Below are 21,253 nucleotides of genomic sequence, written 5' to 3' on the forward strand. Positions count from 1 at the left end.
TTGCCGGCACCGCAAAACTTTCTCTTGCCGATGGCACTAAAATAAAGGACAAATTTCCGTCCGGGCATTTGCCGGCCCGAGACTGGACTTGTGGGATCAAAGGAGCTTCCCATGCCGCAGACCGGCACCGTCAAATTCTTCAATCACGCCAAGGGCTTCGGCTTCATCACGCCGGACGACGGGGCAAAGGATGTCTTCGTCCATATTTCGGCCGTGCAGGCGTCGGGTCTTCCCGGTCTTGAGGATGGGCAGAAAGTGACATTCGACACCGAGCCGGACAAGCGCGGCAAGGGTCCGAAAGCCGTCAACCTGTCGATCGGCTGAACCGGCCCTGAACAGAATGGACGTGGGCCGGTCTGGCCTGCGGTGTTTGCCGCACGCTTGAATCGCCCGGTTGGATGAACCCGCCTGGCCAAATTTCGTTCAGCCCCCGTTCAGCCACGGTCCCATATTAATCTTCGTTAAAGCCGGACCGCATCCCCCGAAAACGACCCGGGCCGGCACGAAGGAGACCGACATGAACCGAATTTTCAAGACTGCCATCCTGTCCGCCGCGGTCGTTGCGACCACGCTTGCGACCTTGCCCGCGGCCAGTGCCGATGAATGGCACCATCACCGCCGGCACCACGGCAACGGCGACGCCGTTGCGGCAGGCGTGCTCGGCCTTGCGGCCGGTGCCCTGATCGGCGGTGCGCTCGCCAGCCCGCAGCCCCGCTATTACGACCCGGCCTATGATGATGAATACTACCGGCCTGCCCCGGTGCGCCGTTATTACGTGCAGCCGCGAGTGGCCTATGCCGAAAGCTATGCGGAGCCCTGGACCCGCGGCTGGTACGAATACTGCTCGGACCGCTACCGGAGCTTCAACGCGCGTACCGGCACGTTCACAGGCTATGACGGCGAACAGCATTTCTGCACCGCCAATTAACGGAGGCAGTTTCCTGCCGGAAAAAAGCGCGGTCGCACAGGCCGCGCTTTTTTGTTTCCGGCAAGCGGCTTCAGATCAGGAACGGATTGCTCCGCCGCTCCTCCCCAAAACGGCCGCCGGGACCGTGGCCGCAGATGAAGCCGATGTCGTCGCCCAACGGCAAAAGCTTCTCCTTGATCGAGGCGATCAGCGCGGCGTGGTCGCCGCCCGGCAGGTCGGTGCGGCCGACCGAACCGCGGAACAGCACGTCGCCGACATGCGCGAACTTCGCCGCCCGGTCATAGTAGACGACGTGGCCCGGTGCGTGGCCCGGACAATGGAGCACCTCGAACACGTGTGAGCCGAACGAAACGGTCTCGCCTTCGGCAAGGAACCGGTCGGGGACACAGTTGCGCACGGGATCGGTGATGCCGTAGCGCTTCGCCTGGTTCTCGAGATTGGCGAGCAGCGGCCGGTCGGCGGCATGCGGGCCGATGATCTCGATACCGAGCGCCTCCTTCAGCTCCATGGCCCCGCCGGCATGGTCGATATGGCCATGCGTGATCCAGATCGCGCCGGCAGTGATTGCATTGTCCTCGAGCGCCGCCAGCACCTTGTCGATGTCGCCGCCCGGATCGACGACAACGCCTTGCCTGTCGTCCATGTCGAAGAGAATGGTGCAGTTCTGCTGGAACGGCGTGACCGGCACGATGCCGGCGTTGAGCTGACCCATATTCGTCCTTTCACGCGGTCGGAGCGCTGCGCGCCCCCTCGAACGCGTCAGGAAAGCCCTAACCTTACCCTGATGTAGAGACACACGCGAACGGCGTCCACCGCTCCACAAACGGCAAACGGCAAACGGCAAACGGAAAAACGGAAAACGGAAAACGGAAAACGGAAAACGAAATGGGCGGCCGAAGCCGCCCATTTAAACCCTGAAACGTCAAAGCTTATTTCTTCATCGCGTTCATGACCGCACCGATGATGCCGGTCAGGATGGCGCCGCCGCCGGCACCGCCAACGATATTTGAAATGTTCAACGCGCTGCCTGCCCCTGCCGCCGTGGCCGCGGCTGTCGGATCGACCGCACCACCCAGCAGACTGTTGAGGATGGCCGCACCGCCGACGCCGCCAACAGCGCCGCCAAGGATTTTGGTAAGCTGCCCCATCGCCGCCGTCTTGATAGCCGCGCCAACCGCCTGACCACCGATGATACCCGTAATCACCTGAATAATGATCGGAAGAAGCGTGTTCATATCCATATTTCCAGTCCCTCCATAGCTGCCAGCCTCCCGGGCCGACCCCATCATGAGACGCCGAATTGTGTGAAAGTCAAATGCAGAAGCGCTTAAATAAAAAGGGCGGCCCGAAAACCGCCCTTACTAGTTAAAAAAGCTGTGACTTTCGTTATTCTGCTGCGATTGCGTGCTTCGGCTGAACGGCCGCAGAATAGTCATTCATCAGCGTCTTGGCGATTTCGCCGACCTCGAATCGGTATGGACCGATCTCCGAAACCGGCGTCACCTCGGCTGCCGTCCCGGTGAGGAAGCACTGCTGGAAGCCTTCAAGCTCTTCCGGCATGATGGCGCGCTCGATCACCTCCAAACCGCGGTCCTTGGCAAGGCCGATGACCGTGCGGCGGGTGATGCCGTCGAGGAAGCAATCGGGCTTGGGCGTATAGATCTTGCCGTCCTTGACGAAGAAGATGTTGGCGCCTGTCGCTTCCGCCACCTGGCCCCGCCAGTCGAGCATCATAGCGTCGGCATAGCCCTTGGCCTCGGCGGCATGCTTGGACATGGTGCAGATCATATAGAGGCCGGCCGCCTTCGATTTCGACGGTGCGGTGCGCGGGTCGGGGCGGCGCCATTCGGCCATGTCGAGGCGGATGCCCTTGAGCTTCTGCGCCGGGTCGAAATAGCTCGGCCACTGCCAGATGGCGATGGCGCAGTTGATCCGACTGTTCTGTGCGGAAACGCCCATCTGTTCGCTGCCGCGCCACGCGATCGGCCGGACATAGGCGTCCTGGAAACCTTGCTTCTTCAACAGCGTACGGCAGGCGTCGTCGATCTCGGCGACCGAGTAGGGTATCTTGAAGCCAAGCAGGCGCGCCGATTCATGCAGGCGTTCGGTGTGGTCGGTCAGCTTGAAAATTTCGCCCCCATAAGCGCGCTCGCCCTCGAATACCGCGCTGGCGTAGTGCAGCCCGTGGGTCAAGACGTGGATCTTGGCGTCGGCCCATTTGACGAATTCGCCGTTCATCCAGATAAAGCCGTCCAGTTGGTCGAAGGGAACGGATGCCATGGTAACCTCCCGCGGGCGGCAGCCCGCACAGTGTCGTTGCGTGTTTCGCCTCGGCCGCTGCGGACGGCCATTGTCTCAAAGCGTAGGCGGATATTTAAGGTCTGGCAAACTCAGGAAGTTCCGGAAAAAACGGCTTCGCTTGCCTTTTCGTTCGCAATCCGCCGAAAAGCTTGCCAAAAATTACCATCGCGCGGAAAATACGTCAATAGTGCTGACATAATTTCCTGCTTCACACGGAGAAAAGATGACGAGCCACGCAGCCGCAGAGCCGATCAGGACGGCGATCACCGACGAGGACGGCATCGATTTCGCCATCATCGAGTTGTTCTTCTTCGCCTATCGCGACTTTACCTCCGATCCGGACCAGATCCTGGCCGATTACGGTTTTGGCCGCGCCCATCATCGGGTGTTGCATTTCGTCAATCGCCGGCCCGGCCTGACGGTCGCCGAGCTCCTCGACGTGCTCAAGATCACCAAGCAGAGCCTGGCGCGCGTGCTCAAGCAACTGATTGACACCGACCATATCGTGCAATTGCAGGGCCCTCGCGACCGCCGCCAGCGCGAGCTTTATCCGACGGCCAAGGGCCGTGCGCTGGCGCTGGCGCTGGCGCGGCCACAGTCGCGCCGCATCCATGCTGCATTGGAAGATTCCGGAGCCACCGAACGCGCCGTTATCGAACGGTTCCTTGAAGCGATGGTCAATCCGGAACTAAGGGCGCAGATCGACATTGTGCCCGCAAAGATGTCAGGGAAAAGCCATGGAGACCATTGAGAGGGTTGATCATCCGACAGCACCGGAAGACGACGCGCCGCATCTGCTGGTGGTCGACGACGACACCCGTATCCGCAATCTTCTGAAACAGTATCTGACCGAAAACGGCTTTCGCGTCACCGTCGCCGGAAATTCCGGCGAGGCGCGCCGAAAGCTCGCCGGCCTCGACTTCGATCTGATCGTGCTCGATGTCATGATGCCGGGTGAAAGCGGCGTCGATCTCACCAAGGCGCTGCGGGCGGAGAAAAACGTACCGATCCTGATGCTCACCGCACTGTCCGAAACCGACAGCCGGATCACCGGGCTCGAGGCCGGCGCCGACGACTATCTGCCTAAACCGTTCGACCCGCGTGAGCTGATCCTGCGTATCAACAATATCCTGCGCCGCGGCGGCCCCGCGACGACGCCCAAGGTCGAACAGCTGGTCTTCGGTCCCTATACGTTCCAGATCGCCAGGCGTGAGCTGAAGCGCGGCGGAGAGGCGCTCAAGCTGACCGACCGCGAGCAGGAAATCCTGGCGATCTTCGCTGCCCGTGCCGGCGAGACGATACCGCGGCATGAGCTTGTCGGCGACGAATCCGAGGTCGGCGAGCGCACGATCGACGTCCAGATCAACCGGCTGCGCCGCAAGATCGAACGCGATCCGTCCAATCCGGTCTGGCTGCAGACCGTGCGCGGTATTGGGTATCGGCTCAGCGTGGAATAGAATGCCGCCGACAGCGGCCCTTTGCCGGGTCCCGGTGAGCGAAAAGACGAATGGCGACCACGCAACTCGAACGGCCGGGAGATGGCGGCTTCGGCGCCCGCGCGACGCGGGCGCTGAAGGCCGTGCCGCGCGCCTGGAACCGTTTCTGGCGCCTGGTGTCGCTTTACATGCCGAAGCGGCTCTATGCCCGCTCGCTGATCATCGTCATAGCGCCAATGATCATGCTGCAGTCGGTCGTCGCCTTTGTCTTCATGGAGCGCCATTGGCAGACCGTGACGCAACGCCTGTCACAGGCCACGGTGCGCGACATCGCCGCCATCATCGACCTGATAGAGACCTATCCGCATGACGCCGACTACGCGAACGTCATCCGCATCGCCCAGGATCGCATGCAGCTGAAGGTCGACCTCCTCCCCCCCGACCCGCTGCCGCCACCCGGGCCAAAGCCGTTCTTCTCGATCCTCGACGAGATCCTTTCGTCCGAGATCACCCGCCAGATCAACCGTCCGTTCTGGATCGATACGGTCGGCAATTCCAATATCGTCGAGGTCCGCGTCCAGCTTGAGAACAAGGTGCTGCGGGTCTTCGTGCGCCGCAGCCAGGCCTATGCGTCGAACACCCATATTTTCCTGATCTGGATGGTCGGCACCTCGCTGGTGCTGCTGATGATCGCCATTCCCTTCCTGCGCAACCAGATCCGGCCGATTCTGACGCTGGCCGAGGCGGCCGAGAGCTTTGGCAAAGGCCGGCCGATGCCGCGCGATTTTCGCCCGCGCGGCGCCGAGGAAGTCCGCCGCGCCGGCTTTGCCTTCATCCAGATGCGCGAACGCATCGAACGCCAGCTCGAGCAGCGCACCGCCATGCTGAGCGGCGTCAGCCACGATCTGAGGACCATCCTCACCCGCTTCAAGCTGCAATTGGCACTGGCCGGGACCAAGGCGGCCGACACCCAGGCACTCGACCAGGACATCGACGACATGCAGTCGATGCTGGAAGGTTACCTTGCCTTTGCACGCGGCGAAGCATCGGAAGATGCCGGCCGGTTCGACCTCGAAGCCTTCTTCGACAAGCTTCGCGAGGAAGCCGCGCTCCGCAAGCGCAAGCTGTCGACCGTACTTACCGGCGATCCGCACGTCCACGTGCGCCCCAATGCCTTTGCCCGGCTGCTCTCCAATGTCGTCGGCAATGCATTCCGCTATGCCAAGACGGTGGAGATCAACGCCAATCATGGACGCGGTTCGCTGCTCGTCACCATCGACGACGACGGTCCGGGCATTCCGCCCGAAAAGCGGGAGGATGTATTCAAGCCGTTCGTGCGGCTCGACGAGGCCCGCAACCTCGACGCCAGCGGCACCGGCCTTGGCCTCTCCATCGCACGCGACATTGCCCGCAGTCATGGCGGCGACATCGTCCTCGAACGCAGCCCGCTCGGCGGCTTGCGGGCGGTGATCAAGGTTCCGGCTTGACGGCAGCAAGACCCGGCCTTCATTCGCCCGTCATGAAACCATGGTGAAGAGCGCCAATGAAGCGCGCGATCCTGATTGATTCGGCCCTGCGGCCTCATTTCGACCCCGCGCCTGCCCGGGTGCGCCGGTGCGACGCCAGAGCTGCGGCGTGGTCGCCGCTCAGGCATCGCGGCAAGCCAATCAAGCTTGCCGCCAAGGGACCGCCATGCGCATCCTGATGGTCACCGACGCCTGGCGCCCGCAAGTCAACGGCGTCGTCCACACGCTGGAGCGCCTCTCGGAGACCCTGAAATCCTTCGATGTCGAGACGGATTTCCTGACGCCCAACATCTTTCGCACCCTGCCTCTGCCGACCTATCCCGATATCAGGCTGGCGCTGACGACGCCGCACCGCGTGGCGCGGCTGATCGAGGCGCGCAAGGTGGACCACGTTCATATCGTCACCGAAGGACCGCTCGGCATTATGGCCCGGCGCTACTGCCGCAACGCCGGCCGCCCGTTCACGACCAGCTATCACACACGTTTTCCGGAATATCTGAGCGCACGCCTACCGGTGCCTGAAGCATGGGCCTATCGCTGGCTGCGCGATTTCCATAATTCAGGACAGGGAACGCTGGTCGCCACCCAGTCGCTTGCCGACGATCTTGCGGCGCGCGGCTTCACCAAGCTCCGGCCGTGGACGCGCGGCGTCGACACCGATCATTTTCGGCCGGATAAAAGAAAGGACCTGGGATTTCCCGGACCGATCTTCCTCTGCGTCGGCCGCGTCGCGATCGAAAAGAACCTGCCGGCCTTTCTCGACCTCGACCTGCCGGGCAGCAAGGTGGTCGTAGGCGAAGGGCCGGAACTAGCGAAGCTGAAGGCCAGATATCCCGATGCCCATTTCCTCGGCCATCGTCCGAATGACGAGCTGGCCGAGATCTACGCCTCGGCCGATGCCTTCGTCTTCCCCAGCCGCACCGACACATTCGGCAACGTCATCATCGAGGCGCTGGCCAGTGGCACGCCGGTCGCAGCCTATCCCGTCACCGGACCGATCGACATCGTCGGAGACGGCATCGGCGGCGCGGTATCGGACGACCTGCGGCAAGCAGCGCTCGCCGCCCTTCACGTCGACCGCGCCGAGGCGCGGCAACGCGCGATGCGCTACAGCTGGAAGGCCTGCGCGGAAATGTTCATGGAAACGGTTGAAGAGGCGCTGGGCACCACGCGTAAACTGGCTGCGTGAGCAACAGCGCAGCTAGAACAACCTGCCTCCGTCCGGCACCTTGCGCTCGATCGCGCCAAGCACGACGGCGCCCTCTTCATCGGGAAAGCCTAGCGTCAGCACTTCCGACATGAATGGCCCGATCTGGCGCGGCGGGAAATTGACTACAGCGAACACCTGCCGGCCGATCAGGGTTTCGGGCGTATAGTATTTTGTGATCTGGGCCGAGGATTTCTTCACCCCGATCTCGGGACCAAAATCGATTTTCAACTTAATCGCCGGCTTGCGCGCCTCGGGAAAAGGCTCGGCCTCTACGATCGTGCCGGCGCGGATGTCGATACGGTCGAAATCGGCAAAGCTGATCTCGGGTTTTCGCGTGTTGCTCGAACTCATCGACGGTCAGGCGTTTCCGTAGGTTTCGAACAGCACGCCGGCCAACGCATCCTTGGCCGAAGTCCCCGACCAGACGACGAACTGGAACGCCTGGAAATAGCATTCGCAGGCTTCCAGCGCCGACGACAGCAGCACCTCGACCTGCTGGCTTGACGGCTCGACCCCACCGGCCAGCAGCAGCGACTGGCGGAACATGATGGCGCCTTCCTGCTCCCAGAGATCGAAATGGCCAAACAGCATCTGCTCGTTGATCAGCGAAAGCAGCCGCATCACCTCGAGCGCGCGCGCCTCCGGGACTTTGATGTCGAAGGCGCAGGCCAGGTGCAGCGCCTCGTAGTCCTCCATCCAGGAGAATGAAACGTGGTAGTCGGTCCAGCTCCCGGCAACCGAAATCGAGATCTCGTCGTCGCCGGCCCGTTCGAAGGACCAGTCGTTGTTGTGCGCCACCTGCTCGATAACATCCACCGGATGGATTTCGCGGGAGAATTCGAGTTCGAGAAGTTCCATGAAATGCTTCCTGTCGTTCTGGGAGCGCCACCACACGCTCCGCGGGAGAGGCACACTCGAACAATTCTGCCTAGAACTCGGACGGCCAGGACTTCGTCAACGCAAAGACCCCGGACCGGACCCCACCGCCCGGCGCATGACCCTGCTCCGAATCATGCAACAAATTCAGTCTATTGATCGGGAGTCGCGTGACCAGCCAAATTTTTCGCACTGCGTCATTCGCATGTGGAAAGGCGATGTCACAAATATTCACGCAGTACCGGTAAGCGATTCACGACAAAGCGCTTTTTACGATCCGGCTTTGTGGAAAAGTTTAACGATTTATTTCTGATTATTTTTTTGCACGCGGCTTTGCCGCAGCCACAGGCGCTGCTTGACCGGTCAATTCGGCAAGCCTGGCCTCGAGCGCCTCGATGCGAGCGGCGAGCCGGATGTTTTCTTCCCTGGCCTTCGCCGCCATGTCGCGAGCAGCGTCGAATTCCTCGCGCTGCACCACGTCCATGGAGTTGAGTATGCGCTCGGCCCGGCCCCTGAAGGCGGTCTCCACCTCGCGCCGCACGCCCTGCGCGGCACCGGCTGCATCGGTCATCAGCTTGGCGAATTCATCGAGAATGCGGTTCGGTCCAGTCGCCATGGCAAATCCTCGCTTGGTTGAATTGACGTAGTGGCGCACCATTTGGAATGCAAGCATATGCTTGCCTTGACCGCGCCAAAAGCCTGCCGCATGGTCCGCGCCCGAACCTGATTGGAACCCGGAGACCCTGTTGAGCGAATATTTGCTGCCGCTGGCCGCCCTGCCCTTTCCCAACATCGACCCGGTCATCGTCCGGATCGGACCACTGGCGGTGCATTGGTACGGCGTCGGCTATATCGTCGGCATTCTGTTCGCCTGGTGGTATGCCAAACGCCTCGTCACCAACCCCAAACTTTGGCCCGACGGCATCCTGCCGATGAAGCCCATCGACCTCGACGACTTCATCGTCTGGGCAGCCATCGGTGTGGTGCTCGGCGGACGCACCGGCTACGTGCTGTTCTACGACCTGTCGCGCTACATTGCCAATCCGCTCGATATCGTCGCCGTCTGGCAGGGCGGCATGTCGTTTCATGGCGGCCTACTCGGCGTCATTCTCGCCATGACGCTGTTTTCCTGGTCTCGCGGCATCCGCACATGGTCGCTGTTCGACGTGGTTGCCGCCGGCGTGCCGGTAGGGCTTGGCCTCGTTCGCCTGGCAAACTTCATCAATTCCGAACTATGGGGCCGGCCGACCGACGTGCCATGGGCATTCGAATTCCCCAATGGCGGCCCATTTGCACGCCATCCGAGCCAGATCTATGAGGCGCTGCTCGAAGGCTTGGTGCTGTTCCTGGTCCTGCGCTTCCTCACCCATTCCAGGCTCAAGCTGAAGACGCCGCGCTTCGTCGGCGGCGCCTTCATCGCCGGCTATGGCGCCTCGCGCATCTTCGTCGAATTCTTCCGCGAGCCCGACCAGCAGCTTGGCTACCTCCTTGGCACGAGCTGGCTGACCATGGGAATGGTGCTGTCACTGCCGATGGTGCTGGCCGGCATCTGGGCGATGGCTACAGCCAAGCCGGTGACAAAACCGCAGCCGGCATGACGCGGCTGAAGACCCGCATCGCCGAGCTGATCGGTGCGGTAGGACCGATCCCCATCAGCGAATACATGGCGCTCTGCCTGTTCGATCCGCAGGACGGCTATTATACGACACGCGAGCCGTTTGGCGCCGCCGGCGACTTCGTCACCGCGCCGGAGATCAGCCAGATGTTTGGCGAGCTGGTCGCCATCTGGCTCTACCAGGCGTGGCTGGCGATCGACCGGCCGACGCCGGTCGCCATCGCCGAAATCGGCCCCGGCCGCGGCACGCTGATGAGAGATATGCTGCGCACGCTTTCGCGGCTCGATCCGACGCTTACCGCCAGCGCATCGTTCGCCTTGATCGAGGCCAGTCCGCGGTTGACCGAGGTCCAGAAACGGACGCTTGCCGGGACGTCGGCCACCATCGCCTGGCATGAGGCCGTCGACACGCTGCCGCAGGGGCCGCTTCTGATTGTTGGTAACGAGCTGTTTGACGCCGTGCCCATCCGCCAGTTCGTCCGCGCTGGAGCCGGCTGGAGCGAACGGATGATCGGTCTCGACGACGCGAACCGGCTGCGCTTTTTCGTCGGCGCCGGCTCGCTTGACCCGATGCTGCTGCCGGAGGGTGCCGAGAATGCGACGCAAGGTGCCATCGTCGAGGTGGCGCCAGCCCGCGCCGCCCTGATGGCGGCCATCGCCGGGCGACTTGCCGGATTTGGCGGAGCCGGCCTGTTTCTCGACTACGGTCATCTCCAGCCCGGGATCGGCGACACCTTGCAGGCCTTGCGCAAGCACGGTCATGAGGACGTGCTGGCCAATCCGGGGCAGGCCGATCTCACAGCCCATGTCGATTTCGCTCCCCTCGCGGCAACCGTTCGGGCACACGGCCTCGATGCCCACCTCTCAACGCAAGGTGAATTCCTGCTCAAGATGGGGCTTCTCGAACGGGCTGGCCGGCTCGGCGCCAACGCCGATGAGGCAGCTCGCGAAAAGATCGCGGCCGACGTCGAGCGCCTCGCCGGCCCGCAGGCCATGGGCGAACTCTTCAAGGTGCTTGCCGTCCTCCCTGCCGGCATTGCCGTTCCGCCGTTTCCAAGCACGGATTGACTTTTCGCTGCCGCCTCTCTCACTCTCCCGTCTCCGACTAGCGCCCGACATCAACTTCGCCAGCCTTCAACCGCCCAGCCTTCAACTGCGCCCCTTCAACTCGCTTGACGAAATCGCCCATACGGACAACAAAGCCGCCATGCTGAATCAGACCAAACCGGATCCCGTTCGGTCGCCCTTGCTGGAAACGGCGCAAGGCATCCGCCACGGCTACTTCACGCGAGTCGGCGGCATTTCCAGCGGCATCTACCGGGGCCTCAACATCGGGGCCGGTTCGAACGATGACCAGACGCTGGTGCGCGAAAATCGCCGCCGGGTCGCCGAATGGATGGGCGTGCCCGCAAACCATCTGCTGACCGCTCACCAGGTTCATTCGCCGGACGTCGTCATTGCCAGGGAGCCTTTTGCCGGCGAGCGGCCCAAGGCCGACGCCATTGTCACCGACCGGCCGGGCATTGCCGTCGGTGCCTCGACCGCCGACTGCGGACCGGTCCTCTTCGCCGACGCCGAGGCGCGCATTATCGGCGCCGCCCATGCCGGCTGGAAAGGCGCTTTCACCGGAGTGCTGGAAAACACCATCGCGGCAATGGAAAGCCTCGGCGCCCGGCGCGACTGCATCGTCGCAGTGCTCGGTCCTTCGATCGGCCTACGGAATTACGAAGTCGGACCGGAATTCGTCGCCCGTTTCGTCGACGCCGATACCGGCAATGCTCGCTATTTCGCGCCTTCAGCAAATGCCGGACACGCGATGTTCGATCTCAACCGCTACACGGTCGACCGGCTGACCAAGGCTGGCGTCAACGCCGAAGGACTTGGCCGCTGCACCTATGCCGAGGAAGAGCTTTTCTACTCCTATCGGCGCAGCACGCATCGCAACGAGCCCGACTACGGGCGGCAGGTTTCGGCAATCGTTTTGGAGGCTGACTGATGGCGCTGCATTTCGAACGCTCGGAATTCGACGCGCGGCGCGATCGACTAATGATCGAGATCGCCGAAAAGAAGCTCGACGCCGTCCTGCTGTTTGCCCAGGAAAGCATGTATTGGCTAACCGGCTACGATACCTTCGGCTTCTGCTTTTTCCAGTGCCTGGTGGTCAAGGCCGACGGCTCGATGGTGCTGCTGACGCGTTCGGCCGACTTGCGCCAGGCGCGCCACACCTCGATCATCGACAACATCGTTTTGTGGACGGACCGCAACGGCGCCAATCCGGCGGTAGACCTGCGCAACCTGCTCAACGAACTCGACCTGCTCGGTGCCCGCATCGGCGTCGAATACGACACCCACGGCCTGACCGCCTATAATGGCCGGCGCCTCGACGAGCAGTTGCAGACCTTCGGGCAGATCGCGGATGCCTCCGGCATTGTCAGCCGGCTACGGCTGTTCAAGAGCCCGGCAGAAATCGCCAAGGCGGAAAAAGCCGCAAATCTGGCCGACGACGCGCTGGACGCAGCACTGCCGCTGATCAAGCAGGGCGGCGATGAGGCGCTGATCCTCGCCGCCATGCAAGGTGCCATCTTTGCCGGCGGCGGCGATTATCCGGCCAACGAGTTCATCATCGGCTCCGGCGTCGACGCCCTGCTTTGCCGCTACAAAGCCGGCCGCCGCAAGCTCACCAAGAACGACCAGCTGACGCTCGAATGGGCCGGTGTCTTCCACCACTACCATGCGGCAATGATGCGCACGGTGTTGACCGGCAAGGTATCGAAACGCCACCAGGAATTGTTCGATGCCGCCCGCGCCGCGCTACTCGCAGTCGAGAAGGCGATGACGCCCGGTAATACGTTCGGCGACGTGTTCGACGCCCATGCCCGCACCCTCGAAGCCCACAATTTGACCAAGCACCGGCTTAATGCCTGCGGCTATTCGCTCGGCGCCCGCTTCACCCCGTCCTGGATGGATATGCCGATGTTCTATCAGGGTAATCCCGAACCGATTGCGCCGAACATGACGCTGTTCGCCCATATGATCATCATGGACTCCGAAACCGAAACCGCGATGACGCTTGGCCGCACCTATCTGACGACCGAATCCCAGCCGAAGCCGCTGTCCCGCCATGATCTCGACTTGATCGTGCAGTGAATCCATAATGCAAAGAGTGTGAGGGGCGTTCATCGCCAAGGAGTTTTCAGGCTAATGAGACGATCGCATGTGACGACCGTGTCATTGCTCGTGGCGCTGGCGCTGGCGGCCTGCACCAATGCGAAGGACGTTCTCGAACCGTCGGCCATTGCCCCGCAATCGACGCAATCGCTCTCCGGAGCCGGAAGTGCCGCAACGCCCCCCGCAACTCCAGCTCGGCCTGCCGGCACCGCGCAAACTGCAGATACAGCGCAGCCTTCGGCTGCAGTAGCCGTGCCGCCCGCCAAAAGCGCGGCTGCCATTGCGCGGACCCGGCTGCAGGTGGCGCCGATCGTCGGCGCCTCGGTAGAAGCCGCGACACCGCTGACCGCCGAGCTTCAGACACGCGCCAGGCAGCGCGGCATCACCTTGGCCGGCAGCACCGACCAGACCCCAACGCATGTGCTCAAGGGCTATTTCTCGACCATGACGGAAGGCAAGGACACCACCGTCATCTACGTCTGGGACATCTATGACCCGGCCGGCAACCGGCTGCATCGCATCAATGGCCAGCAGAAGGCACCCTCCGTCGGCGGCGGTGAAGGCTGGGCGGCGGTGGCGCCGGCGACCATGCAGGCAATTGCCGACCAGACAATCGACCAGTTCGCCACCTGGCTTGGCGGCGGCGCCGGCTGACCTGGAGCATGATTTCCGAAAAGTGGAATCCGGTTTTCGGAAAAGACCATGCTCAGACTGAAAGATAGAGCTATCCCCGATTCCGTCGGCATCGCAGTGGACCTATCGCCGCATCGTCAAGCCGTAAGCGTTTATTGAGATTAGCCGGCGGATTCCCATTCACGACGCTTGCAATACCGGCGCGGGCCGCTAAAAGCCCGACTAAGAGGCTGGAGTGCTATCGGAGTCTCTCAATCCTTCGCCAGGAACGGTGCATGAAGCTCTTCGCGGGCAATTCCAACAGGGTGCTGGCCGAATCAGTCGCCCGCTACCTCAACATTCCGCTGGGCAAGGCCAGCGTCAGGCGCTTCGCCGACCAGGAAATCTTCGTCGAGATCCAGGAGAATGTGCGCGGCGAGGACGTCTTCATCCTGCAGTCCACCTCGTTCCCGACCAACGATCATCTGATGGAACTGCTCATCATGATCGACGCCTTCATGCGCTCTTCGGCCAAGCGCATCACTGCGGTTATTCCTTATTTCGGCTATGCCAGGCAGGATCGCCGCGCCTCGGGCCGCACACCCATCTCGGCCAAACTGGTCGCCAACATGATCACGAGGGCGGGCGTCGACAGGGTGCTGACCCTGGATCTCCATGCCGGCCAGATTCAAGGCTTCTTCGACATCCCGACCGACAATCTGTTTTCCGTGCCGGTCATGGCCCGCGACGTAAAGGCGAAATACAAGCAGCTTGCCAATGTCATGGTGGTTTCGCCGGATGTCGGCGGCGTGGTCCGCGCCCGCGCCCTCGCCAAGCGCATCGATGCCCAGCTCGCCATCGTCGACAAGCGCCGCGAGCGCCCCGGCGAATCGGAAGTCATGAACGTCATCGGTGACGTGCGCGGCAAGGATTGCCTGTTGATCGACGACATCATCGATTCGGGCGGAACACTGTGCAATGCAGCCGATGCGCTGCTTGCCGACGGCGCCACCAGCGTCACCGCTTATACTACTCATGGCGTTTTGTCCGGCGGCGCCATCGCCCGCATCGGCGCCTCGAAACTGCAGGAACTGGTCATCACCGATTCCATCCAGCCGACCCAGGCAGTGCTCGACGCCGCCAATATCCGCGTCATCTCCATCGCCGAACTGATGGGCGAGGCGATCTCACGCACGGCGACCGAGGAATCGGTGTCGAGCCTGTTCGATTAATGCGTGTCGCGCAAAACTGTGCAGCGGTTTTCCGATAACGACATGCATAAAAACAAGAACCTAAAGCGCATCGCATGAGGCGGGTCGAACGCGACGCCTTCAGGGCTGGCTGCGACTCAGGCCGAGCCGGACCGCTTGTTCGCCGCACCTTCGCCAGCATCACGGGCGCCGCCCATGTAACCGCGTGGCGAGGCTCCCAGCATGCGCTTGAACATGGTGATGAACGCCGGCACGCTGTCATAGCCGAGATCGAGCGCCACCCTTGTGATCGGCTCGCCGTCGGCCAGCCGTGGCAGCGCCGCGAACAGGCAGGCCTGCTGACGCCAGGTCGACAGCGACAATCCCGTCTGGCGGTGGAACGCGCGGGTGAAAGAGCGGCGACTCATGCCAACGATAGCGGCCCATTGGTCGATCGTCGCATGCGGTGACGGTGCCGAGACGAAGCGCCGGCACAGCGTCGCCAGCCTTGCATCGGACGGGAACGGCAGGCCGAGCGGCCGTTCCGGCAGGTTCGGGATTTCGTGCAGCAGGAGCTTCATGATCAGTCCGCCCCGGCCCTCCAGCTCGGCGCCCTGCGGCAGCTTTTCCGATTCCACGATCAGGCTGTGCATCAGGTCGGTGATGCCCACGACACGCAACCCGTCCGGTAGGCCGGGAATGGCCTCCGGCATCACATAGACGGACCGCATGCTGACGTCGCCCAGCATCTCGACGGAATGTTCGGTGCCGGCGGGGATCCACATCGCGTGGTCCGGAGGCACCATCCAGCGCCCATGCCGCGTCGTTACCAGCACGACCCCGACCAGCGCGTGCAGCAACTGGCTGCGGCTGTGATGGTGCCGTGGCACATGGTAGCCGTCCGGATATTCGGTCGGCAGCGCCACTGCCGGCCCTACGGCCTGCTCCAGCCATTGCCAGCGACGCTCATGCAGCAGCCCGAGATCAGCGTCGCCCGCCTTGAACATTTCCTTGCCATGCGGCATCAGCTATGGCCCACTTGCGAAACTATTGGACCAAACCACGAAAGAAGTCGCGTGACAAGCGACGTATAAGGCAGGCGGCCCCATAAGACCGCGTGCGCAAGTGCCCGCCAAAAAGACCACGGAGCATGCCTTGACAGATACCACAGCAATCGCCGAGGGCGAGCCGGCAGCGGCCGGCCACATCTCAGCTCAGGCGACGGCCTTCACCGTCATCCTGGCGGTGAGCTTCTGTCATTGCATCAACGACATCATGCAGTCGCTGCTGTCGGCGATCTATCCGCTGCTGAAGGCCAATTACGGTCTCGATTTCTGGCAGATCGGCCTCTTGACTTTCACTTTCCAGGTGACGGCATCCTTGCTGCAGCCGGTGATCGGCATGATCACCGACAAGCGGCCGATGCCTTATTCGCTGCCCTACGGCATGGCCTCCTCGTTGATCGGACTGGTCGTGCTGGCCTACGCCGGACACTATTTCCTGCTCCTCATCGGCGCCTCGCTGATCGGTATCGGCTCGGCGATCTTCCATCCGGAATCCTCGCGCATCGCCCGCTTCGCCTCCGGCGGCCGGTTCGGTCTTGCGCAGTCGCTGTTCCAGGTCGGCGGCAATTTCGGCCAGGCTATGGGGCCGCTGCTGGCAGCCTTCATCGTCGTGCCCTTCGGCCAGACCAGCATCGCCTGGTTCGCCGGCGGCTCGCTGATCGGCATCATCGTGCTGTGGCAGGTCGGCGGCTGGTACAGCCGGCTGCGTGCCGCGCAGGGCGCCCGCAAGGCGGCAAGCTTCGTCTCGCCCTTCCCGCGCCGCAAGGTGATGGGAGCGCTGCTGGTGCTGACGCTGCTGGTACTGACCAAGAACGCCTATATTTCCAGCCTTGCCAGCTACTACACCTTCTATTCCATTCATAAGTTCGGTGTTTCGGTGCAGATGTCGCAAGTCATGCTGTTCCTGTTCCTCGGCGCCTCTGCCCTGGGCATCCTGCTCGGCGGCCCGTTCGGCGACCGCTACGGGCAGAAGGCGATGATCTGGTTCTCGATCGTCGGCGTGCTGCCCTTCACGCTGGCCCTGCCCTACGCCAATTTCGAGTGGACGATGGTTCTCACCGTGCTGATCGGCCTGATCCTGTCCTCGGCCTTCTCGAACATCGTCGTCTTCGCCCAGGAACTGGTGCCCGGCCGCGTCGGCATGATCGCCGGCATCTTCTTCGGCTTCGCCTTCGGCATGGGCGGCATCGCCGCCGCCGTGCTTGGCGTCGTCGCCGACCTGAAAGGCATCGATTTCGTCTTCCAGGTCTGCTCGTATTTGCCGCTGCTCGGGCTACTGACGGTCCTCCTGCCTAACATGAAGGCAGCGAGGAAGCTGGAGGCGGCGGCCAGCTAAACATCAGTTCATCTTTCGGAATTGATAGGAGGGCGTGGCAGTTGCCGCGCCCTTGATGATTCTTTCACCATACGCCGGGTGAAAAGCCTGTTAGAGAGGGTCACCCCTGAAGGCAAAATTGTGGTCAGCAACGCTTCCAAGTTGAACATACCGGGCTTACCCCTGATGCTGCGCAGCGCTCCGCGCCAGGAAAGGCAATTCGCTTATGTCCAGACTAAAAGGCAAGGCCGCATTGATTACCGGCGGCACCAGCGGCATCGGCCTAGTGACGGCACAACGTTTCATCGAGGAAGGTGCGCGCGTCGCTATCACCGGAACCAATGCGAGCCGTCTCGAGGAGGCGCGCACCACCCTCGGCAGTGACGTACTTGTCATTGCCGCTGACGCCGGAGATGCCGCTGCCCAGAACGACATAGCGCGGCGGATCGAGGAAACCTTCGGCAAGCTCGACATTCTCTTCCTCAATGCCGGTATCGCCGACCTGCGCCCGCTTGGCGACTGGACCGAGGCCGCGTTTGACAGGAGCATCGATGTCGACCTCAAGGGGCCCTACTTCCTGGTCAAGGCGCTCGTTCCGCTGTTTTCGAACCCGTCGTCGATCATCCTCAGCGGCTCGGTCAACGCACATATGGGAATGGCTGGAACGCACGTCTATGCGCTGGCCAAGGCCGGCATGATTTCGCTCGCCCGGACGCTCTCGGGCGAACTGATAGAACGGGGTATTCGCGCCAATGTGATCAGCCCGGGTCCGATCGACACGCCGCTAAACGACAAACTTGGGCTGGCCCCCGAAGCGGCGAAGGCGCGCGCGAAAGCTGTGGTCGGCCTGGTGCCTGCCCGTCGTTTCGGAACCGCCGAGGAAATTGCCAGTGCAGTGGTTTTTCTTGCTTCGGACGAATGCCCGTTCATGGTCGGAGCGGAAATGCTGATCGATGGCGGCTTGAGCATCGCCTGACATCGGCACGACGTGACAAAAAAAGACACTCGCCAGAAGGCAGTTTTTTGTCACGTTCTTAAAGGCCTGAAGAAGGCCAGCAGGTCGGCGCTGATGACACCGGCATGGGTGATCGCCATGCCATGGGAAACCCTTGTAGACCTGCCTGCCATGACCTTGCCTGCCATGACTTGCACCCTTTCCCGCCTTCGGCTATAGAGCCGCCACCCGCGTAGACACCCTTGGAGGCAACGCGGCGGAAGGCTGCCTTCCCTTGTGATCCCGAACAAAGGTCCGCTTGCTTATGCGGCTGCCGCTTTCGGATATGCAGGCCCGGCGGCTTTCGACGTTTACGGCCCAGCCACGCTGGCCGCGAACGCTCCAAAACAACGCGAAAGGAAATGCCATGAGCCACGATACTTACGAGCTCAAGGCCGAAGCGCGCGAACAGGTCGGTAAGGGGTCCGCCCGTGCAGTTCGCCGCAACGGTAAAGTGCCTGCAGTGATTTACGGCGACAAGCAGCCTCCCCTGGCGATTGCGCTGACCTATAAGGACATCTACTACAAGATCCATGGCGGCGGGTTTCTGACCACGGTCGCCACGATCGACGTCGACGGCAACAAGATCCAGGTTCTGCCCAAGGATTTTCAGCTCGACCCGGTCAAGGATTTTCCGGTCCATGTCGATTTCCTGCGCATCGGCAAGGACACCGAAGTCAATGTCGACGTGCCCGTGCACTTCATCAATGAAGACAAGTCGCCCGGCATCAAGCGCGGCGGCGTGCTCAACATCGTGCGCCACGAGGTCGAGTTCCACTGCCCGGCGAATGCGATCCCGGATTTCATCACCATCGATCTCACCGGCACCGATATCGGAGATTCGATCCACATTTCGGCCGTCACCTTGCCGGCCGGCGTCAAGCCGGTGATCTTCGACCGCGACTTCACCATCGCGACCATTGCCGGTTCCTCGGCGATGAAGCCGGAGGCGGTAGAAGAGACGACTGAAGCGGCTGCGCCCGAAGCGGCTCCTGCCGCCGAAGAGAAGTAACTCCTTCCCGCCCGGAGGCGACGATGCTTGTCTTTGCAGGCCTCGGCAATCCGGGCGCGAAATACGCCAGCAACCGGCACAATGTCGGCTTCATGGCGGCGGACGCGATCGCCCGCCGCCATTCCTTTTCACCCTGGTCGAAGAAATTCCAGGGTCTGATCGCCGAAGGCACGCTTGCCGCCGAAAAGGTGATCCTGATCAAGCCGCAGACCTTCATGAACCTGTCCGGCCAGTCGGTCGGCGAAGCCTTGCGCTTCTATAAGCTCGGCCCTTCGGCGCTGACTGTCTTTTATGACGAGATCGACCTTGCTGCCGGCAAGGTGCGTGTCAAGGTCGGTGGCGGTTCCGGCGGCCACAACGGTATCCGCTCGCTCGACCAGCACGTCGGCAAGGATTTTCGCCGTGTGCGCATCGGCGTCGGCCACCCCGGCGTCAAGGAAATGGTGCATGGCCATGTGCTCGGCGATTTCGCCAAGGCCGACCGCGAATGGCTGGACGTGCTGCTCGACGCAATCGCCGACGGTGCCGGATTGCTTGCCGAGGGCGACGACAATTCCTTCATGAACCGCGTGACGCTGGCCCTGCGCGACAAGCTCACGCCGACGGGCGACGACGACCGCCCGCCGCCCAAGGCGCCAAAGGCACAAAGCCACGTCCGCCAGGCGCGGCCGCAGCAGCCGGCGGCCAAGCTGCCCGAAACCGGCCCGATGGCGGCCATGCTGAAGAAGCTTTTTGGCGGCAAGGACTGAGCCATGGCGCCGTCAGCGCCGCGGGCATGAGTGCTCAGGGCTTGACGATCATCGGCGCTTTCGCCCATAGCCCTGATCAAATTCGATTTCCCGATAGGACCAGACAAAAATGGGTTTCAAATGCGGCATCGTTGGCTTGCCCAATGTCGGCAAGTCGACGCTCTTCAATGCGTTGACCAGAACGGCGGCGGCACAGGCCGCCAATTATCCGTTCTGCACCATCGAACCGAACACCGGCGAGGTGGCGGTGCCCGACCCGCGCCTGCAGAAGATCGCCGCGATCGGCAAGTCGAAGGAGATCATCCCGACCCGCATCTCGTTCGTCGACATTGCCGGCCTGGTGCGTGGCGCCTCGAAAGGCGAAGGGCTTGGCAACCAATTCCTCGCCAACATCCGTGAGGTCGACGCCATCGTCCATGTGTTGCGCTGCTTCGAGGATGACGACATTACCCATGTCGAGGGCCGCATCGATCCTGTCGCCGATGCCGAGACCGTCGAGACCGAATTGATGCTTGCCGATCTCGACAGCCTCGAGCGCCGCATCGTGCAGATCCGCAAGCGTGCCGCCGGCAAAGACAAGGAAGCAGCGACCGTACTTCCGATGATGGAAGCGGCGCTCGAACTGCTGCAGGCCGGCAAGCCCGCCCGCATCCTGCTCAACGGCATCTCGGGTGAGGATCTGCGCATCCTGCAGGGGCTGAATCTCTTGACCTCACACCCGGTGCTTTACGTCTGCAACGTCGCGGAAGCCGACGCCGCCACCGGCAACGCGCATACCAGGGCGGTAGAGAAGATGGCCGCCGCGCAAGGTGCCCGCACTGTCGTGATTTCAGCGGCGATCGAGGCCGAAGTCGCCCAGCTCTCGGACGAAGAGGAAATGGAATTCCTGGCAACGCTCGGCCTGGACGAACCCGGCCTGAACAAGGTGATCCGCGCCGGCTACGAGCTTTTGCAGCTCATCACCTATTTCACCGTCGGCCCCAAGGAGACGCGCGCCTGGACCGTGCACAAGGGTGCCAAGGCGCCGCAAGCGGCAGGCGTCATCCACACCGATTTCGAGCGCGGCTTCATCCGCGCCCAGACCATCGCCTATGACGACTTCGTCAGGCTGGGCGGCGAAGTGGCGGCCAAGGAGGCCGGCAAGGCGCGCGACGAAGGCAAGGAGTATGTCGTCCAGGACGGCGACATCATGCTGTTCAAGTTCAACACCTGACCCGGCGAGACGCGCCCGGCCTCCACAATGGCTGTTGCTCGATC

25 protein-coding genes are annotated in these 21,253 nt (G+C 62.4%); 18 read left to right on the top strand and 7 right to left on the bottom strand.

The genetic code is table 11. From position 1 onward, the window contains the following. The first annotated feature begins 111 nt into the window (after positions 1-111). Both NKH50_RS12595 and NKH50_RS12600 read left to right on the top strand, forming a co-directional pair. Positions 112-324: a cold-shock protein gene (locus tag NKH50_RS12595; protein ID WP_006202521.1), complete on the top strand. Its 213-nt coding sequence runs from the start codon at positions 112-114 to the stop codon at positions 322-324. 193 nt (positions 325-517) lie between these two features. Beyond that, complete coding sequence (locus NKH50_RS12600) at positions 518-928, top strand: BA14K family protein (protein WP_352879034.1); 411 nt, start codon at positions 518-520, stop codon at positions 926-928. 70 nt (positions 929-998) lie between these two features. On the opposite strand, the gene NKH50_RS12605 is transcribed toward NKH50_RS12600, so the two are convergent. The 3 genes from NKH50_RS12605 to NKH50_RS12615 all read right to left on the bottom strand — a co-directional run bounded on the left by NKH50_RS12605 (position 999) and on the right by NKH50_RS12615 (position 3,208). Continuing rightward, a complete protein-coding gene (locus NKH50_RS12605; protein WP_352687869.1) occupies positions 999-1,640 on the bottom strand; it encodes an MBL fold metallo-hydrolase in 642 nt (213 codons plus the stop codon). 217 nt (positions 1,641-1,857) lie between these two features. Then, positions 1,858-2,169 (bottom strand): hypothetical protein, encoded by a 312-nt coding sequence (locus tag NKH50_RS12610; protein ID WP_254819202.1) that lies wholly within the window; start codon positions 2,167-2,169, stop codon positions 1,858-1,860. A gap of 145 nt (positions 2,170-2,314) precedes the next feature. Continuing rightward, the gene (locus NKH50_RS12615; RefSeq protein ID WP_352879037.1) at positions 2,315-3,208 is read right to left on the bottom strand and encodes a branched-chain amino acid aminotransferase; all 894 of its coding nucleotides are present in this window, start codon (positions 3,206-3,208) and stop codon (positions 2,315-2,317) included. A gap of 244 nt (positions 3,209-3,452) precedes the next feature. On the opposite strand from NKH50_RS12615, the gene NKH50_RS12620 reads away from it, so the two are divergent. From NKH50_RS12620 to NKH50_RS12635, 4 genes are all read left to right on the top strand, one after another. Then, positions 3,453-3,980: a MarR family winged helix-turn-helix transcriptional regulator gene (locus NKH50_RS12620; RefSeq protein WP_023719182.1), complete on the top strand. Its 528-nt coding sequence runs from the start codon at positions 3,453-3,455 to the stop codon at positions 3,978-3,980. Further along, the gene (locus NKH50_RS12625; RefSeq protein ID WP_023678415.1) at positions 3,967-4,686 is read left to right on the top strand and encodes a response regulator; all 720 of its coding nucleotides are present in this window, start codon (positions 3,967-3,969) and stop codon (positions 4,684-4,686) included. Before NKH50_RS12620 ends, NKH50_RS12625 begins: the two co-directional genes overlap by 14 nt. A 50-nt stretch (positions 4,687-4,736) precedes the next feature. Beyond that, positions 4,737-6,152: an ATP-binding protein gene (locus NKH50_RS12630; RefSeq protein ID WP_352508121.1), complete on the top strand. Its 1,416-nt coding sequence runs from the start codon at positions 4,737-4,739 to the stop codon at positions 6,150-6,152. A gap of 205 nt (positions 6,153-6,357) precedes the next feature. Next, positions 6,358-7,380 carry a glycosyltransferase family 4 protein gene (locus NKH50_RS12635; protein ID WP_352508123.1) on the top strand — a complete coding sequence of 341 codons (1,023 nt, stop codon included), beginning with the start codon at positions 6,358-6,360 and terminating at the stop codon, positions 7,378-7,380. Between the two features lie 12 nt (positions 7,381-7,392). On the opposite strand, the gene NKH50_RS12640 is transcribed toward NKH50_RS12635, so the two are convergent. Both NKH50_RS12640 and NKH50_RS12645 read right to left on the bottom strand, forming a co-directional pair. Then, positions 7,393-7,752, bottom strand: a complete 360-nt coding sequence (locus tag NKH50_RS12640; protein ID WP_352477950.1) for a tRNA-binding protein — start codon at positions 7,750-7,752, stop codon at positions 7,393-7,395. A 6-nt stretch (positions 7,753-7,758) separates the two neighbouring features. Beyond that, a complete protein-coding gene (locus tag NKH50_RS12645; RefSeq protein ID WP_023678420.1) occupies positions 7,759-8,259 on the bottom strand; it encodes a type III secretion system chaperone family protein in 501 nt (166 codons plus the stop codon). A 136-nt stretch (positions 8,260-8,395) separates the two neighbouring features. On the opposite strand from NKH50_RS12645, the gene NKH50_RS12650 reads away from it, so the two are divergent. Then, the gene (locus NKH50_RS12650) at positions 8,396-8,590 is read left to right on the top strand and encodes a hypothetical protein (protein ID WP_352879041.1); all 195 of its coding nucleotides are present in this window, start codon (positions 8,396-8,398) and stop codon (positions 8,588-8,590) included. Here NKH50_RS12650 and NKH50_RS12655 read toward each other — a convergent pair whose 3' ends face one another. Further along, positions 8,591-8,893, bottom strand: a complete 303-nt coding sequence (locus tag NKH50_RS12655; protein WP_352879044.1) for an accessory factor UbiK family protein — start codon at positions 8,891-8,893, stop codon at positions 8,591-8,593. 130 nt (positions 8,894-9,023) lie between these two features. On the opposite strand from NKH50_RS12655, the gene lgt reads away from it, so the two are divergent. The 6 genes from lgt (at position 9,024) to NKH50_RS12685 (ending at position 14,904) form a co-directional block, all read left to right on the top strand. After that, positions 9,024-9,875: a prolipoprotein diacylglyceryl transferase gene (gene lgt, locus NKH50_RS12660; RefSeq protein WP_352879047.1), complete on the top strand. Its 852-nt coding sequence runs from the start codon at positions 9,024-9,026 to the stop codon at positions 9,873-9,875. After that, entirely contained in the window at positions 9,872-10,960 is a 1,089-nt protein-coding gene (locus NKH50_RS12665; protein ID WP_352508126.1) for a class I SAM-dependent methyltransferase, read from the top strand. Before lgt ends, NKH50_RS12665 begins: the two co-directional genes overlap by 4 nt. A 139-nt stretch (positions 10,961-11,099) precedes the next feature. Continuing rightward, positions 11,100-11,888: a peptidoglycan editing factor PgeF gene (gene pgeF, locus NKH50_RS12670; protein ID WP_352879051.1), complete on the top strand. Its 789-nt coding sequence runs from the start codon at positions 11,100-11,102 to the stop codon at positions 11,886-11,888. Next, positions 11,888-13,039, top strand: a complete 1,152-nt coding sequence (locus NKH50_RS12675) for a M24 family metallopeptidase (protein ID WP_023678425.1) — start codon at positions 11,888-11,890, stop codon at positions 13,037-13,039. The genes pgeF and NKH50_RS12675 overlap by 1 nt, the downstream gene beginning before the upstream one ends. A 54-nt stretch (positions 13,040-13,093) precedes the next feature. Further along, positions 13,094-13,714: a hypothetical protein gene (locus NKH50_RS12680; protein ID WP_352508129.1), complete on the top strand. Its 621-nt coding sequence runs from the start codon at positions 13,094-13,096 to the stop codon at positions 13,712-13,714. A gap of 254 nt (positions 13,715-13,968) precedes the next feature. Continuing rightward, positions 13,969-14,904: a ribose-phosphate pyrophosphokinase gene (locus tag NKH50_RS12685; RefSeq protein ID WP_254819191.1), complete on the top strand. Its 936-nt coding sequence runs from the start codon at positions 13,969-13,971 to the stop codon at positions 14,902-14,904. A gap of 116 nt (positions 14,905-15,020) precedes the next feature. On the opposite strand, the gene NKH50_RS12690 is transcribed toward NKH50_RS12685, so the two are convergent. After that, positions 15,021-15,887 (bottom strand): AraC family transcriptional regulator, encoded by an 867-nt coding sequence (locus NKH50_RS12690; RefSeq protein ID WP_352879054.1) that lies wholly within the window; start codon positions 15,885-15,887, stop codon positions 15,021-15,023. Between the two features lie 130 nt (positions 15,888-16,017). On the opposite strand from NKH50_RS12690, the gene NKH50_RS12695 reads away from it, so the two are divergent. The 5 genes from NKH50_RS12695 (at position 16,018) to ychF (ending at position 21,209) form a co-directional block, all read left to right on the top strand. Continuing rightward, positions 16,018-17,262 (top strand): MFS transporter, encoded by a 1,245-nt coding sequence (locus NKH50_RS12695; RefSeq protein WP_352508132.1) that lies wholly within the window; start codon positions 16,018-16,020, stop codon positions 17,260-17,262. Positions 17,263-17,467: 205 nt separating this feature from the next. After that, positions 17,468-18,217: an SDR family oxidoreductase gene (locus NKH50_RS12700; protein WP_352879057.1), complete on the top strand. Its 750-nt coding sequence runs from the start codon at positions 17,468-17,470 to the stop codon at positions 18,215-18,217. A gap of 385 nt (positions 18,218-18,602) precedes the next feature. Next, positions 18,603-19,247 (top strand): 50S ribosomal protein L25/general stress protein Ctc, encoded by a 645-nt coding sequence (locus NKH50_RS12705; RefSeq protein WP_352646586.1) that lies wholly within the window; start codon positions 18,603-18,605, stop codon positions 19,245-19,247. A gap of 23 nt (positions 19,248-19,270) precedes the next feature. Beyond that, positions 19,271-19,996 carry an aminoacyl-tRNA hydrolase gene (gene pth / locus NKH50_RS12710; RefSeq protein WP_352687881.1) on the top strand — a complete coding sequence of 242 codons (726 nt, stop codon included), beginning with the start codon at positions 19,271-19,273 and terminating at the stop codon, positions 19,994-19,996. A gap of 109 nt (positions 19,997-20,105) precedes the next feature. Next, on the top strand, positions 20,106-21,209 hold the full coding sequence (gene ychF / locus NKH50_RS12715; RefSeq protein ID WP_352822068.1) for a redox-regulated ATPase YchF: 1,104 nt from the start codon (positions 20,106-20,108) through the stop codon (positions 21,207-21,209). Positions 21,210-21,253 lie beyond the last annotated feature (44 nt).

Source organism: Mesorhizobium sp. M1027, assembly GCF_040318745.1.
Lineage (GTDB): Bacteria > Pseudomonadota > Alphaproteobacteria > Rhizobiales > Rhizobiaceae > Mesorhizobium.

Excerpts from the sequence above, each read along its gene's own strand:
- NKH50_RS12605 (WP_352687869.1), bottom strand. The coding sequence starts at position 1,640 with ATGGGTCAGCTCAACGCCGGCATCGTGCCGGTCACGCCGTTCCAGCAG.
- NKH50_RS12595 (WP_006202521.1), top strand. The coding sequence starts at position 112 with ATGCCGCAGACCGGCACCGTCAAATTCTTCAATCACGCCAAGGGCTTC.
- NKH50_RS12680 (WP_352508129.1), top strand. The coding sequence starts at position 13,094 with ATGAGACGATCGCATGTGACGACCGTGTCATTGCTCGTGGCGCTGGCG.
- pth (WP_352687881.1), top strand. The coding sequence starts at position 19,271 with ATGCTTGTCTTTGCAGGCCTCGGCAATCCGGGCGCGAAATACGCCAGC.
- NKH50_RS12600 (WP_352879034.1), top strand. The coding sequence starts at position 518 with ATGAACCGAATTTTCAAGACTGCCATCCTGTCCGCCGCGGTCGTTGCG.
- pgeF (WP_352879051.1), top strand. The coding sequence starts at position 11,100 with ATGCTGAATCAGACCAAACCGGATCCCGTTCGGTCGCCCTTGCTGGAA.
- NKH50_RS12685 (WP_254819191.1), top strand. The coding sequence starts at position 13,969 with ATGAAGCTCTTCGCGGGCAATTCCAACAGGGTGCTGGCCGAATCAGTC.
- ychF (WP_352822068.1), top strand. The coding sequence starts at position 20,106 with ATGGGTTTCAAATGCGGCATCGTTGGCTTGCCCAATGTCGGCAAGTCG.
- NKH50_RS12650 (WP_352879041.1), top strand. The coding sequence starts at position 8,396 with ATGACCCTGCTCCGAATCATGCAACAAATTCAGTCTATTGATCGGGAG.
- NKH50_RS12675 (WP_023678425.1), top strand. The coding sequence starts at position 11,888 with ATGGCGCTGCATTTCGAACGCTCGGAATTCGACGCGCGGCGCGATCGA.
- NKH50_RS12610 (WP_254819202.1), bottom strand. The coding sequence starts at position 2,169 with ATGGATATGAACACGCTTCTTCCGATCATTATTCAGGTGATTACGGGT.
- NKH50_RS12620 (WP_023719182.1), top strand. The coding sequence starts at position 3,453 with ATGACGAGCCACGCAGCCGCAGAGCCGATCAGGACGGCGATCACCGAC.
- NKH50_RS12645 (WP_023678420.1), bottom strand. The coding sequence starts at position 8,259 with ATGGAACTTCTCGAACTCGAATTCTCCCGCGAAATCCATCCGGTGGAT.
- NKH50_RS12665 (WP_352508126.1), top strand. The coding sequence starts at position 9,872 with ATGACGCGGCTGAAGACCCGCATCGCCGAGCTGATCGGTGCGGTAGGA.
- NKH50_RS12630 (WP_352508121.1), top strand. The coding sequence starts at position 4,737 with ATGGCGACCACGCAACTCGAACGGCCGGGAGATGGCGGCTTCGGCGCC.
- NKH50_RS12655 (WP_352879044.1), bottom strand. The coding sequence starts at position 8,893 with ATGGCGACTGGACCGAACCGCATTCTCGATGAATTCGCCAAGCTGATG.
- NKH50_RS12700 (WP_352879057.1), top strand. The coding sequence starts at position 17,468 with ATGTCCAGACTAAAAGGCAAGGCCGCATTGATTACCGGCGGCACCAGC.
- NKH50_RS12705 (WP_352646586.1), top strand. The coding sequence starts at position 18,603 with ATGAGCCACGATACTTACGAGCTCAAGGCCGAAGCGCGCGAACAGGTC.
- NKH50_RS12625 (WP_023678415.1), top strand. The coding sequence starts at position 3,967 with ATGGAGACCATTGAGAGGGTTGATCATCCGACAGCACCGGAAGACGAC.
- NKH50_RS12615 (WP_352879037.1), bottom strand. The coding sequence starts at position 3,208 with ATGGCATCCGTTCCCTTCGACCAACTGGACGGCTTTATCTGGATGAAC.
- NKH50_RS12635 (WP_352508123.1), top strand. The coding sequence starts at position 6,358 with ATGCGCATCCTGATGGTCACCGACGCCTGGCGCCCGCAAGTCAACGGC.
- NKH50_RS12690 (WP_352879054.1), bottom strand. The coding sequence starts at position 15,887 with ATGCCGCATGGCAAGGAAATGTTCAAGGCGGGCGACGCTGATCTCGGG.
- NKH50_RS12640 (WP_352477950.1), bottom strand. The coding sequence starts at position 7,752 with ATGAGTTCGAGCAACACGCGAAAACCCGAGATCAGCTTTGCCGATTTC.